Annotated in this window: 10 protein-coding genes; 8 read left to right on the top strand and 2 right to left on the bottom strand. The window is 59.7% G+C overall.

Annotated features, from left to right (window positions below):
- Window positions 1–19 precede the first annotated feature (19 nt).
- Window positions 20–1372, bottom strand: a complete 1353-nt coding sequence (locus ACP7E3_RS19525; protein ID WP_057004736.1) for a spinster family MFS transporter — start codon at window positions 1370–1372, stop codon at window positions 20–22.
- A 253-nt stretch (window positions 1373–1625) separates the two neighbouring features.
- On the opposite strand from ACP7E3_RS19525, the gene ACP7E3_RS19520 reads away from it, so the two are divergent.
- The 3 genes from ACP7E3_RS19520 (at window position 1626) to ACP7E3_RS19510 (ending at window position 6775) form a co-directional block, all read left to right on the top strand.
- Complete coding sequence (locus ACP7E3_RS19520; RefSeq protein WP_057004735.1) at window positions 1626–1994, top strand: YkgJ family cysteine cluster protein; 369 nt, start codon at window positions 1626–1628, stop codon at window positions 1992–1994.
- Window positions 1995–2127: 133 nt separating this feature from the next.
- Complete coding sequence (locus ACP7E3_RS19515; RefSeq protein ID WP_079443005.1) at window positions 2128–4392, top strand: putative bifunctional diguanylate cyclase/phosphodiesterase; 2265 nt, start codon at window positions 2128–2130, stop codon at window positions 4390–4392.
- A gap of 205 nt (window positions 4393–4597) precedes the next feature.
- Complete coding sequence (locus ACP7E3_RS19510) at window positions 4598–6775, top strand: hypothetical protein (RefSeq protein WP_026139772.1); 2178 nt, start codon at window positions 4598–4600, stop codon at window positions 6773–6775.
- Between the two features lie 221 nt (window positions 6776–6996).
- Here the strand turns inward: ACP7E3_RS19510 and ACP7E3_RS19505 are convergent, their stop codons facing one another.
- A complete protein-coding gene (locus tag ACP7E3_RS19505; RefSeq protein WP_046384436.1) occupies window positions 6997–7299 on the bottom strand; it encodes a DUF2288 domain-containing protein in 303 nt (100 codons plus the stop codon).
- A gap of 341 nt (window positions 7300–7640) precedes the next feature.
- Between ACP7E3_RS19505 and ACP7E3_RS19500 the strand changes: the two genes are divergently transcribed.
- The 5 genes from ACP7E3_RS19500 (at window position 7641) to ACP7E3_RS19480 (ending at window position 12637) form a co-directional block, all read left to right on the top strand.
- On the top strand, window positions 7641–8768 hold the full coding sequence (locus ACP7E3_RS19500) for a branched-chain amino acid ABC transporter substrate-binding protein (protein WP_017844801.1): 1128 nt from the start codon (window positions 7641–7643) through the stop codon (window positions 8766–8768).
- A gap of 228 nt (window positions 8769–8996) precedes the next feature.
- The gene (gene livH, locus ACP7E3_RS19495; protein WP_003231100.1) at window positions 8997–9920 is read left to right on the top strand and encodes a high-affinity branched-chain amino acid ABC transporter permease LivH; all 924 of its coding nucleotides are present in this window, start codon (window positions 8997–8999) and stop codon (window positions 9918–9920) included.
- A complete protein-coding gene (locus ACP7E3_RS19490; RefSeq protein WP_017844800.1) occupies window positions 9917–11170 on the top strand; it encodes a high-affinity branched-chain amino acid ABC transporter permease LivM in 1254 nt (417 codons plus the stop codon). Before livH ends, ACP7E3_RS19490 begins: the two co-directional genes overlap by 4 nt.
- Window positions 11167–11934: a high-affinity branched-chain amino acid ABC transporter ATP-binding protein LivG gene (gene livG / locus ACP7E3_RS19485; protein WP_012722652.1), complete on the top strand. Its 768-nt coding sequence runs from the start codon at window positions 11167–11169 to the stop codon at window positions 11932–11934. Before ACP7E3_RS19490 ends, livG begins: the two co-directional genes overlap by 4 nt.
- A gap of 1 nt (window position 11935) precedes the next feature.
- Complete coding sequence (locus ACP7E3_RS19480; RefSeq protein WP_017844798.1) at window positions 11936–12637, top strand: ABC transporter ATP-binding protein; 702 nt, start codon at window positions 11936–11938, stop codon at window positions 12635–12637.
- Window positions 12638–12653: the final 16 nt, after the last annotated feature.

Genomic DNA, 12653 nt, shown 5'->3' with positions numbered 1-12653 from the left:
CGATGGCGTCAACGCGATCTCAAGCCGTCGCAGCAGCAGCCGGCACCGCCACCTCCACCGCCACCAGCCCGTCTTTCATCCGCTTGGCATCCCGCACAAAACTGCGCGACGCCTGAAACAGAAACAGCATGGTCAAGAACAGCGCCACCGGAATCAGGTACATGGCGTCATGCAACCCCACCGCTTTATAAGCCTCGGTCATCTGCTCCGCCCCGGCGGCATACATCGCCGAATGGGCAAAGTGATCGGACAAGCCCCCCACCACCACCGGCCCCATGCCGCCACCCAGCAAGTACAGGCCGGCAAAGAACAGCGCCATCGCCGTGGCCCGCAGGCGCGGCTCGACCACGTCCTGGATCGCCGTGTACACACAGGTGTAGAAGTTGTAGGCAAACAACCAACCCACACTGAACAGCGCGACAAACACACCGATCTCGATACGCCCGGCGTGCAAGGCCCAGGCGGTGGTGACGGTAGAAATGATCAGGCTGAACGCGGCAAACAACAGGCGGCCATTGGCAACCCGTTGATGGATCTTGTCGGCGATCCAGCCGCCCAACGTCAGGCCGACCAGCCCGGTCAACCCGACGATCACCCCGGTGGCAACCGCCGCGTCCTGCAACGGCATCAGGAAATAGCGCTGCAACATCGGCACCAGGAACGAGTTACACGCATAGGTTGCGAAGTTGAAGCACAGCCCGGCCAGCACCAACCAGAGAAAGGTCGGCACCGCCAGCACGCGGCGGATCGGGCGGTCGACGCGTTCCTGGGAGACTTGCACGGTTTCTGCCGCGCCGCGCTTGGGTTCTTTGATAAAGAACATGAAGACCGCGAGGATCAGCCCCGGCACGGCCGCGATAAAGAACGGCGCGCGCCAGCTGTCGAACGCCTTGACCATCGCGCCAATGGTAAAGAACGCCAGTAACAGGCCCAATGGCAGGCCCAGCATGAAAATGCCCATGGCCCGCGCACGGCGGTGAGCCGGGAACAGGTCGCCAATCAGCGAGTTGGCCGCCGGCGCGTAGCTGGCTTCGCCGATGCCGATGCCCATACGCACCAACAGGAACGTCCAGAAACTGCCGACCATGCCGTTGATCGCCGTCAACCCGCTCCACGCGAACAGGCCCCACCCCATGAGTTTGCTGCGCGAACCGGTATCGGCCAGGCGCCCGAGCGGCAGGCCGGCAATGGCGTAGACAATGGTGAAGGCGGTGCCGATGATGCCCAGCTGAAAGTCGCTCAGGTGCCACTCCATGCGGATCGGCTCGATGATGATCGCCGGAATGGTGCGGTCGAAGAAGTTGAACAGGTTGGCGAGGAACAGCAGGAACAGAATGCGCCAGGCATTCGCCGCTTGGGTCGAGTTCTGCATGGGTCCGTCTCTTTTATTGTTATGAGAGCTGCGATGCCCGATGCATCCTGCTCAGGTATCTGCAACATAGTCAGGCCGGCGACGCTTGTCTGTAATGATTCGTAACGCTGATAGGGCATGATTCCACCCGAAACTACGGGACTTTCCCTACGAAAAATATAAGTGTGCCCTCCTCTTCCCAACGGCCATGGCGCGATTAGAATGGCGAGCCTTCCTGTCACAACCCCTCTTACTTTCCTTATCGAAGACGCCCATGTCCGAAGCCAGTCCGTGTCTGAATTGCGGTGCCTGCTGTTCACACTTCCGTGTGTCTTTCTTCTGGGGTGAGTGCGCCTCGGCGGGGGGCACGGTGCCCGATGACCTGGTGGTGCAGATCAACCCCACACGCGTGGCGATGATCGGGACCGACCAGAAACCCGCGCGCTGCTGCAGCCTTGAGGGCGAAGTGGGCAAAGGCACTCATTGCACGATCTATGAGCAGCGCTCCAGCGTGTGCCGCGAGTTCGACGCCTCCTGGAGCCACGGTGTGCAAAACACCGATTGCGATGCCGCGCGCGCAGCATTTGGTCTGACGCCGCTGGAGCCACCGCCTTTCGAGCTGGACCTGCCGATCAGCGCTTAGCATCAATCGCTATAGGCAAGATGCCGAAATCATAGCGAGCAACCTACCATTCGTCCTGGCGAAACCCGCGAGGCTTCTATACTCGACCTCATAGGTCACCGCCGGAAGCAGTGACGTAATGACGGGGCATGCAATGGAATTGCTGGGTCTGCATTTTTTTTCTGACCTCCCCGAGAATGGGCACTTGTTACTCAACTGCAGTCATAACCCCTTTCTGGTGCTACTCGCCTACCTGGTTGCGTGTGCGGCGGGGTTCGGCACATTGGACATGGCCGAACGCGTCGGCCATGTCGAGGACCCCACCGCCCGCCGTCACTGGCGCTGGCTGGGTGCCGTTTGCCTGGCAGGCGGTATCTGGTCGACTCACTACATCAGCGTGCTGGCTTTCGAAGCACCGGTCGTCATTCACTACGAATGGATCATGACGCTCGTGTCGCTGCTGATCGCTCTGGCCGCCGCGTGGTTCGCCATGCAAACCCTCAGTCATCCCCACCCGCGGGTGCGCCAGTGCCTGGCGGCGGCGGTGTGGATGGGCCTGGGCATCGCGCTGATGCATTACGTCGGCATGTCGGCCATGCGCTCCCAGGCCCAGGCGTACTTCGACTCGCAACTGTTCATGGCCTCGGTTGCGATCGCCATCGGCGCCAGCCTGGCGGCATTGTGGCTGTCGATCGCCCTGCGCAAAGGCGCGGGCGTGTTTCACCAATTGCTCAAATACGCCGCCAGCCTGGTACTGGGTGCAGGGATTCTGAGCATGCACTTCACCGGCATGGCCGCCATGCAACTGGTAGTGACCGCAGGCGCTGATCTGTTATTGCCGCAGGACAACCACCCCATTCAACTGGGGCTGTCGGTGGCGATCATCACCCTGCTGGTGATCGCCAGCAGCATCAGCGCCGCCCTCGCAGACAAGAAGTTACAACACAAGGAGCGCGACCTTCGCCGGGTCAACGCCCTGCTCGGCGAGCTGGACCAGGCCCGCGCCTCGCTGCAACAGGTGGCGCATTACGACGCCTTGACCAGCTTGCTCAATCGCCGTGGTTTCAATCTGATTTTCGCAGAGAAAATCGCAGAAAAAACCCGAAGCAACGGCATGATGGCGGCGATTTTCCTCGATATCGACCATTTCAAGCGTATCAACGACAGCCTCGGGCATGACGCCGGCGACCAGTTGCTCACCGTGTTGGCCGGGCATATCAAGGGCTCGGTGCGCAGCCATGAAGACGTGGTCGCGCGTTTTGGCGGCGATGAGTTCTGCATCCTGATCAGCATCCACCACCGCGATGAAGCGCGGCATTTGGCCCAGCGCATCATGCAAAAAATGAAAACCCCGATCGAACTGGCCGGGCGCCGCATGGTGATGACCACCAGCATCGGCATCAGCCTGTTTCCCGAAGACGGCCTGACCTGCGAAGAATTGCTGAAGACCGCCGACCTGGCGCTGTACCAGTCCAAGGATACGGGGCGTAACAGCCTCAACTTCTTCAGCTCCAACCTGAAAACCCGCGCGTTCATGGAGCTGCAACTGGAAGAGGAACTGCGCATGGCCCTGCGCGCCCGTAACGAACTGGTGTTGTTCTATCAGCCGATCTTCGATATGAAGCGAGGCAGGATCACCCGCCTGGAAGCCATGGTGCGCTGGCAGCATCCGCACCATGGCTTGCTCGCGCCCGACCGTTTTATCGGCATTGCCGAAAGCAACGGATTGATCGCCGAACTGGACCACTGGGTATTGCGCCAGGCCTGTCATGACTTGAGCCTGCTGTCCGACAAGGGCTACGGCGAATTGACCATGGCCGTGAACTGTTCGACGTTGAACCTGGGCCGCGACGAGCTGGTCGATGAGATCGAAGACGCCCTGCGATCCAGCGGGATTGGGGCCAACCGCCTGGAGCTTGAAGTCACCGAAAACGCGCTGATGGGCAATATCAGCAGCACTTTGGCGAAGCTGCGGCAGATCCGCGCGCTGGGCGTGTCGCTGGCGATCGATGACTTCGGCACCGGCTACTCCTCCCTCGCCTACCTCAAGCGCCTGCCGCTCAACACACTGAAGATCAATCGCTCGTTTATCCAGGACATTTCCCAGTCGAGCGCCGACATCGAGATCGTCGAGGCGATTGTCGGCATGGCCCACACCCTGCACTTGCAGGCGGTAATCGAAGGCGTGGAAACCCAGGCCCAGTTCGAGCTGCTGCTTAAACATGGCTGTGACTTCGTTCAGGGCTACCTGTTGAGCCCGGCAGTGCCCGTCGACGAGGTCATCAGCGTGATCCAGGGCATCGATCGGCGCCCCCTCCTGCCGCCGGTCAACGTGGCGGCGGCCAAGGAAGCGCTGTCGCCAAACGAGCTTCGCCCAGACCGAAGCTGTCCCGCCTCGATCATCAGGCCAATTCGCTGACGTCTAAATCTTTGGCATTTCGCCATCAATTATCTAAAGAACGCCGGTAAACGGCCGATTCATCAGAGTCGGGCCGGGATTTCCCCTTGAAACGCTAGGGTTAAACCTATCGCCCCGGACCCGAACGCACTGTAAAGTCGCGAACTCCCACTCAGTGATGGCTTTTTAACATTTCACAGCCATCCGCCCAGGTACATGGCGCACAATGACTTCTAAAAATAACTCTGCCACCGTGGTCTCCGATGTGTTGCCGACAGCTCCTGCGGAAAAACCTTCAGGTTCGAAGTCATTGAGCAGCCCCCGTCCACTGGCGACCCAGCAATACCTGTACTTCACCGAGACCAATACCGACCGCATCCTCGACAACCTCGACGGCCTGCGCGACATGGTGTTCCCGCGCCTGCCCCATCAGGAAGTCGATGGCGAGCCGCGTAGCGAACAGGAATTCCCCTCGGTGTGCCTGATCGGCCTGGGCCGCTGCGGTTCGAACATTGCGCTGGACGTGGCCGAGCTGGTCTATAACGCACGCAAGTTCTACCTCAACGAATTCAGTACCGAAGACAAGTCGACAGACAAGGGCTACAGCCCCGCCCAATGGATTCGCAACAACCTGCGCCTGGGCGTCGGCAAGGCCAGCAAACCGGTGTTCCTGGTGGAGCCGCTGGTGATGCTGGGCGACCTGGACAAAGACATCGCCGGGCGCATCCGATTCTCGCGCAAGGGCGAAAAAAGCGGCTTCCTGCGCGATTACAGCAAGATGAAAATCATGGACCTCTCGGAAGTCCATGCCGGTGGCGCCGGTAACGCGCCGATCCTCGGCCAGTACCTGGCCAAGATCATCCTCAATAAAGACACCCAGCGTTTTTCCAGCCCCGACTGGAAGATGATCCATTCGTACCTGATCGACTCCTGCGGCATCAAGGCCAACCAGTCGCGCCTGTATTTCTCGATCTTCAGCGCCGGCGGCGGCACCGGCTCGGGCATGGCGTCGGAGTTCGGCCTGGCCCAACAGCATTCGTACATGAACAAGACGTTCGACACCAAGCCGGCCGACGAGCACGACAGCAAAAGCGGCCACGCCTTCGTTTTCGAACCGATCTTCACCAGCGGCATCTGCGTGCTGCCGAACATCTCCGACCACCGCAGCGAAATGTCCGAGGCGCTGCACATCAACGCCGGGCGGCTGCTCTGCAAGTATCTGTCGGAAGAATGGGATTTCTCGTACAACTTCGCCAATGAAGACAGCAGCGAAGCCAGCGTCAAGGGCCGTATCCGCCCGTGGAACGCGATGATGCTGATCTCCAACGACATCATGCGTTACGCCGAAGAGAGCGATGACGGCAATATCCAGAACATTGATGTCAATGCCATGGAAAAGCACGCCAACCAGTATATCTCGCAACAGATCTTCAACATTCTTACCGCCCAGGCGGTCACCACCGACTACGACCAGAACTACTTCCGTCGCGCCGGTATCGACATCGGCGAAACCATCCGCCTGGATGCCAACGACCTGTTCATGAGCCTGGCCGGCCCGGTGGCGATTGCCTACGCCGAATCGGTGGTCCCGGAAACCCCGGCGCCGTCGGGTGACAAGTTCAAGGTGTTCGACAAAGAGCCGCAGCGCCTGAACATCGACGACCTGTTCTTCCGCTCCATCGACCTGCCGCACTTCAACAAAGTCACCCAGGCCATCGAAGGCATCAGCCTGCTGCCGATCGAGTCCAAGCGCTACAAGGCCTCCCTGGAGCAGTACAAGAACTCCGGCTATGACGCGGCGGCGCTGCACGACCTGCACTTCTTCAAGAACTGCTCGTCGGTGGTGTCGATCGTGTCGCTGCCCAAGGACTACAAACTGTCCTACATGGACCTGAACCGCCTCAAGACCCACCTCAACAGCCTGTTCCCCAACACCACGCTCAAGCGCTACGCCCTGGTGATCGGCGCGTCGGCCAACCTGTCGTTGACCACCCTGATCGCCAAGAGCCCGTGCCTGTCGGATGACTTCCTGACGCTGATCGTGGCGTTCATCAAACGCTGCTTTGCGCGCAACCCGTACCGTTTCGACGACACGCTGGACAACTCGATCCTGGACTTCATCATCCACGAGGATTTCGACGAAGAGCGTATCGACGAACTGCTCAATGAGTTTGAAAACCCGGCGAAGATCCTCGACACCAACTGGTACGCGATCAAGCCGATGTATGAGAAGAAGTACCGTGAGTTGATCAATGACAAAGATAAGTTTGTCTCGATCAATGACATTCGCCTGTCACGGGATTGCGTGAAGAAGGCGATCAAGTACTTGCGTGAGATTTACCGTCATCGGATCGGCAAGACTAAGATTATTTCGTTGAACAACCATACCGGCAAAACCGCCTAGTTGTCTGTGGCGAGGGAGCACGCTCCCTCGCCACAGCGATCTGCTAACACCAAGAAACAATTCCCCGGGCATTTCGCCGTCGGCAAAACTGTTCCCGTGACGCGCACGTCACCCTCGGCTGTGACCTTTCTCCACGGCAAGATGCCATCACCGCATCAGCGGTTACTCCGCTACACACTTGCAGCGGCGCAAACTGTGCACCATTTTCGTGCAGACTTTTCTTACACTGCCCTTTCCTGGATCAGAATCCACGGCGAAACCACCACCGCCCACAGGCTCGGATCACGCTCCAGCAGGTCCAATGCCCGCGTCGCAGACACTTCGCCCAGGCTCCCCGAGGCCAGCCAGGCAGCGACTTTATCGCGCTGATCCTCGGCCATGCCTTCGGCCGCCTCGATCAAATCCAGGCCGGCGTCGACCCACAATAGGGCACCCTTGGCAAAGAACGGTTCGAGCTCCTTCCAGGAGATTTCGGCGGTTTCACCGAGCAGCTTGGCATAGAGGGTGCTAGGTTCTTGCGTCATGGGGATTCACCTTGGGAAAAAATCGGCGCAATCATAACGTCGTGTCTCTCGTAGAAAAACCCAGTTGCAAATGAGTGAACGATTGAAAGCGTCAGGAAAGCCACGGATTGTCCGCCACTGCGGCAGCGTCCCGGCGCAATTCTGTCTTTTTCTTTCATTTAAGCGACACGCCCGGGTATTGCCCCCAGCAGCCAGCTTTTCAAGCGATCAACCGGCGCTCTACACTGTACCGGTACAGTTGCCAGGGCACTGCCGGGGGGATATTCAAGATATCTGATCCGGTTCTGCAGCTCACAAGGCCGCTAGAACTATAAAAAAGACAACAGTAAGAGTGGAGCACTATGAATAAGGCTACTAAGCAGATTTCCAAACTGTTTGCCGCTATGGTCCTGGCCGGGGTTGCCAGCCATTCGTTCGCAGCCGACACCATCAAGATCGGCATCGCCGGGCCTAAAACCGGTCCTGTCACGCAATATGGCGACATGCAGTTCATGGGTGCCAAGCAAGCGATCGCCGACATCAACGCCAAGGGCGGCGTCGATGGCAAAATGCTCGAAGCCAAGGAATACGACGACGCCTGCGATCCCAAGCAAGCCGTGGCCGTCGCCAACAAAGTGGTCAACGACGGCGTCAAGTTCGTGGTCGGTCACCTGTGCTCCAGCTCCACTCAGCCCGCGTCCGACATTTATGAAGACGAAGGCGTGATCATGATTACCCCGGCAGCCACCAGCCCGGAAATCACCGCCCGTGGCTACAAGCTGATTTTCCGCACCATCGGCCTGGACAGCGCCCAAGGCCCGGCGGCCGGCAACTACATCGCCGACCACGTGAAGCCGAAGATCGTTGCCGTGCTGCACGACAAGCAACAATACGGTGAAGGCATCGCCACTGCCGTTAAACAGACCCTCGAGAAGAAAGGCACCAAGGTTGCCGTCTTCGAAGGCCTGAACGCCGGTGACAAGGACTTCTCCTCGATCATCCAGAAACTCAAGCAAGCCAACGTCGACTTCGTCTACTACGGCGGCTACCACCCTGAGCTGGGCCTGATCCTGCGCCAAGCCAAGGAAAAAGGCCTGAACGCCAAGTTCATGGGCCCAGAAGGCGTCGGCAACGACTCCATCTCGCAAATCGCCCAGGGCGCTTCCGAAGGCCTGCTGGTGACCCTGCCGAAATCCTTCGACACCGACCCGGCCAACAAAGCCATCGTTGAAGAGTTCGCCAAGAACAAGCAGGACCCAACCGGTCCGTTCGTGTTCCCGGCCTACTCGGCCATTGAAGTCATCGCCGGTGGTATCAAAGCCGCGAAAAGCGAAGACACCGCCAAAGTGGCCGAAGCCATCCACGCGGGCACCTTCAAGACCCCTACCGGCGATCTGAGCTTCGACGCCAAGGGCGACCTGAAGGACTTCAAGTTCGTGGTCTACGAGTGGCACTTCGGCAAACCGAAAACCGAAGTTTCCCCTCAGTAAGCCAGGCGTTACTGGTCAACAAGCCCACTGTGAGAGCAGTGGGCTTTGTTTTACGAGGTTTATGGGCCTGTCACCCGCGATCCGGGCGCTGGCTCACCTGAAAATCTTAAAACCGTCACCAGCGGTTCGCTGGCAAACGCTTTGCGCAAATGTGCTCACAGAACACAGCGCAGGGCCGGAACATGACTCCACCAGTGAAATGCGTATCGGGTTTTTAGGAGCGTTGTAATGCCTGAGATCTATCATTTTTTCCAACAGCTGGTTAATGGCCTGACCATTGGCAGCACCTATGCCTTGATAGCCATTGGCTACACAATGGTTTACGGCATCATTGGAATGATCAACTTCGCCCATGGCGAGGTCTACATGATTGGTTCCTACGTGGCCTTCATTGCCCTTGCCGGGCTGGCCATGATGGGGATCCACTCCCTGCCGTTGTTGATGACCGCCGCGTTCCTGGCGTCGATCGTCGTAACCAGTGCCTATGGCTACAGTATCGAACGGGTTGCCTATCGTCCCTTGCGTGGCAGCAACCGTTTGATCCCGCTGATTTCCGCCATCGGCATGTCGATTTTCCTGCAGAACACCGTATTGCTGTCCCAGGACTCCAAGGACAAGTCCATTCCCAACCTGATCCCGGGGAGCTTCTCCTTCGGCCCAGGCGGCGCACAAGAAGTGCTGATTTCGTACATGCAGATCCTGGTCTTCGTCGTCACCCTGGTGGCCATGCTGGGCCTGACCCTGTTCATTTCCCGCTCCCGTCTGGGGCGCGCCTGCCGGGCCTGCGCCGAAGACATCAAGATGGCCAACCTGCTGGGCATCAACACCAACAACATCATCGCCCTGACCTTCGTCATCGGTGCCGCGCTGGCGGCCGTCGCGGCCGTGCTTTTGAGCATGCAGTACGGCGTGATCAACCCCAACGCCGGTTTCCTGGTCGGCCTCAAGGCCTTTACCGCAGCGGTATTGGGCGGCATCGGCAGCATTCCGGGCGCGATGCTCGGCGGGCTGGTGCTGGGGGTGGCCGAAGCGTTTGGCGCCGATATCTTCGGCGACCAGTACAAGGACGTCGTGGCGTTCGGCCTGTTGGTTCTGGTGCTGTTGTTCCGTCCGACCGGCATTTTGGGCCGTCCGGAGGTTGAGAAAGTATGAGCAGATATCTTAAATCGGCGTTTTTCAGCGCCCTGTTGGTGTGGGCCGTGGCGTTCCCGGTACTCGGCCTCAAGCTGAGCATTGTCGGCATCAACCTGGAAGTGCATGGCACCGGTCCCGTGACCCTGACCATCATTGCCCTGTGTTCGGTGCTGATGTTCCTGCGCGTGCTGTTCACCCGGCAGGTCGGCGCGTTGTTCAAGGGCAACCGTGGCCCGCTGGTATCGCCCAAGGTCAGCCAATTCCTGACCCTGCCGCGCACCCAGCGCTACATCATCATCGGCCTGATCGTGGCCGCGCTGATCTGGCCGTTCTTCGGCTCGCGCGGTGCGGTCGACATCGCCACCCTGATCCTGATCTACGTGTTGCTGGGCCTGGGCCTGAACATCGTGGTCGGTCTGGCCGGCCTGCTCGACCTGGGTTATGTGGGTTTCTACGCCGTGGGCGCCTACACCTATGCGCTGCTCTCGCACTACCTGGGCTGGAGCTTCTGGATCTGCCTGCCCCTGGCCGGCATGGCGGCGGCGACGTTCGGCTTCCTGCTGGGCTTCCCGGTGCTGCGTCTGCGCGGCGACTACCTGGCCATCGTGACCCTGGGCTTCGGGGAAATCATCCGACTGTTCCTGCGTAACCTGACCGACATCACCGGTGGCCCCAACGGCATCAGCAGCATTCCCAAGCCGACCTTCTTCGGGCTGTCGTTCGAGCGCTCTGCGGCCGAAGGCATGCAGACCTTCCACGAGTACTTCGGGATTGCCTACAACCCGGTGAGCAAAGTGGTGTTCCTGTACCTGGTGGCGCTGTTGCTGGCCCTGGCCGCACTGTTCGTGATCAACCGCCTGCTGCGCATGCCGATCGGCCGTGCGTGGGAAGCGCTGCGCGAAGATGAAATCGCCTGCCGGGCCTTGGGCCTGAACCCGACCATCATCAAGCTGTCCGCGTTCACCCTGGGCGCCGCGTTCGCCGGTTTTGCCGGCAGCTTCTTCGCCGCTCGCCAAGGCCTGGTGACGCCGGAGTCGTTCACCTTTATCGAGTCGGCGATCATCCTCGCCATCGTGGTACTGGGTGGCATGGGCTCGCAGTTGGGCGTGATTCTCGCGGCGATCGTGATGATCCTGCTGCCGGAAATGATGCGTGAGTTCAGCGAATACCGCATGTTGATGTTCGGCGCCATGATGGTGCTGATGATGATCTGGCGTCCTCAAGGCCTGCTGCCCATGCAACGTCCACACATGGAGCTGCGCAAATGAGCCGCGAGATCCTGAAAGTCGAAAACTTGAGCATGCGCTTCGGCGGCTTGCTGGCGGTCAATGGCGTGGCCCTGACCGTGAAGGAAAAACAAGTGGTTGCGCTGATCGGCCCCAACGGCGCCGGCAAGACCACGGTGTTCAACTGCCTCACCGGTTTCTACAAGCCCAGCGGTGGCAGCATCCTGCTCGACGGCCAGCCGATCCAGGGCCTGGCCGGTCACGAGATCGCCCGCAAAGGCGTGGTGCGGACCTTCCAGAACGTGCGGTTGTTCAAGGACATGACGGCGGTCGAGAACCTGCTGATCGCTCAGCACCGTCACTTGAACACCAACTTCTTCGCTGGCTTGTTCAAGACCCCGGCGTTCCGCAAGAGCGAGCGCGAGGCCATGGAATACGCGGAGTATTGGCTGGACAAGGTCAACCTCACCGAGTTCGCCAACCGCCCCGCCGGCACCCTGGCCTATGGGCAGCAACGTCGCCTGGAAATCGCCCGCTGCATGATGACCCGCCCGCGGATCCTGATGCTCGACGAACCGGCCGCCGGTTTGAACCCCAAGGAAACCGAAGACCTCAAGGCGCTGATCGGCGTGTTGCGTGAGGAAAACAACGCCACCGTGCTGTTGATCGAACACGACATGAAACTGGTCATGAGCATTTCTGACCACATCGTGGTGATCAACCAGGGCACGCCCCTGGCCGACGGTACGCCGGAGCAGATCCGCGACAATCCTGAAGTGATCAAAGCCTATCTGGGGGAAGCGTAAAATGCTGCAATTCGAAAACGTTTCCACTTTCTACGGAAAGATCCAGGCCCTGCACAGCGTCAACGTCGAAGTGCGCCAGGGTGAGATCGTCACGCTGATCGGCGCCAACGGTGCCGGCAAGTCGACCTTGCTGATGACCTTGTGCGGTTCGCCGCAGGCCCACAGCGGCAGCATCCGCTACATGGGTGAAGAGCTGGTGGGCCAGCAGTCGTCGCACATCATGCGTAAAAGCATTGCCGTGGTGCCGGAAGGCCGACGGGTGTTTTCGCGCCTGACCGTCGAAGAGAACCTGGCCATGGGCGGGTTCTTCACCGACAAGGGCGACTACCAGGAGCAAATGGACAAGGTGCTGCACCTGTTCCCCAGGCTCAAGGAACGCTTCAGCCAGCGCGGCGGCACCATGTCCGGCGGCGAGCAGCAAATGCTCGCCATCGGTCGCGCGCTGATGAGCAAACCCAAGCTGTTGCTGCTCGACGAACCTTCCCTGGGCCTGGCGCCGATCATCATCCAGCAGATCTTCGACATCATCGAACAGCTGCGCAAGGACGGTGTGACGGTGTTCCTGGTCGAACAGAACGCCAACCAGGCGCTGAAAATCGCCGACCGTGCCTATGTGCTGGAAAACGGCCGGGTGGTGATGCAGGGCACGGGTGAACAGTTGCTGACCGATCCGAAGGTGCGTGAGGCGTACCTCGGCGGTTAACACCCGGTTGCTAAAT

The sequence above is a fragment of the Pseudomonas sp. PSPC2-3 genome (assembly GCF_049898265.1).
Classification (GTDB): domain Bacteria; phylum Pseudomonadota; class Gammaproteobacteria; order Pseudomonadales; family Pseudomonadaceae; genus Aquipseudomonas; species Aquipseudomonas veronii.
The sequence above is the reverse complement of the archived record's forward strand: the minus strand, read 5'-3'. Positions and strand labels throughout refer to the sequence as shown.

What these genes read in the sequence shown, in the direction of transcription:
- ACP7E3_RS19525 (WP_057004736.1), bottom strand. Translation starts at nt 1,372, where the DNA reads ATGCAGAACTCGACCCAAGCGGCGAATGCCTGGCGCATTCTGTTCCTG.
- ACP7E3_RS19520 (WP_057004735.1), top strand. Translation starts at nt 1,626, where the DNA reads ATGTCCGAAGCCAGTCCGTGTCTGAATTGCGGTGCCTGCTGTTCACAC.
- ACP7E3_RS19515 (WP_079443005.1), top strand. Translation starts at nt 2,128, where the DNA reads ATGGAATTGCTGGGTCTGCATTTTTTTTCTGACCTCCCCGAGAATGGG.
- ACP7E3_RS19510 (WP_026139772.1), top strand. Translation starts at nt 4,598, where the DNA reads ATGACTTCTAAAAATAACTCTGCCACCGTGGTCTCCGATGTGTTGCCG.
- ACP7E3_RS19505 (WP_046384436.1), bottom strand. Translation starts at nt 7,299, where the DNA reads ATGACGCAAGAACCTAGCACCCTCTATGCCAAGCTGCTCGGTGAAACC.
- ACP7E3_RS19500 (WP_017844801.1), top strand. Translation starts at nt 7,641, where the DNA reads ATGAATAAGGCTACTAAGCAGATTTCCAAACTGTTTGCCGCTATGGTC.
- livH (WP_003231100.1), top strand. Translation starts at nt 8,997, where the DNA reads ATGCCTGAGATCTATCATTTTTTCCAACAGCTGGTTAATGGCCTGACC.
- ACP7E3_RS19490 (WP_017844800.1), top strand. Translation starts at nt 9,917, where the DNA reads ATGAGCAGATATCTTAAATCGGCGTTTTTCAGCGCCCTGTTGGTGTGG.
- livG (WP_012722652.1), top strand. Translation starts at nt 11,167, where the DNA reads ATGAGCCGCGAGATCCTGAAAGTCGAAAACTTGAGCATGCGCTTCGGC.
- ACP7E3_RS19480 (WP_017844798.1), top strand. Translation starts at nt 11,936, where the DNA reads ATGCTGCAATTCGAAAACGTTTCCACTTTCTACGGAAAGATCCAGGCC.